The following is a 255-nucleotide window of genomic DNA, read 5'->3' on the forward strand; positions in this document are numbered from 1 at the left end:
AGTTCAGCATTGACAATGGTCCATGGGTGAGCAACGAGCCCAATGACGGCAGTTATGTGTTTGAGAACCTGTCCTTCGGGGAACACCTGGTACAGGTAAGGGATATCAACGGTTGCGGTATCGGCAGCGATACGGTGACGGTAATGGACTACCCATTGTTCTTTACCCCTAATGGGGACGGGGACAACGACACTTGGCAGATTTACAATATTAACACCCAAGTTAACGCTAAAATTTATATATTTGACCGCTATG

The 255-nt window shown here is 47.1% G+C and carries 1 protein-coding gene; it reads left to right on the forward strand.

The features are described 5' to 3' along the window. Nucleotides 1–255 (forward strand): T9SS type B sorting domain-containing protein (locus tag LOK78_RS16615; protein ID WP_232635700.1); only part of this gene is annotated, 255 nt, incomplete at both ends.

Origin of the sequence: Mangrovimonas futianensis, from assembly GCF_021245805.1 — a bacterium.
GTDB lineage: Bacteria > Bacteroidota > Bacteroidia > Flavobacteriales > Flavobacteriaceae > Mangrovimonas > Mangrovimonas futianensis.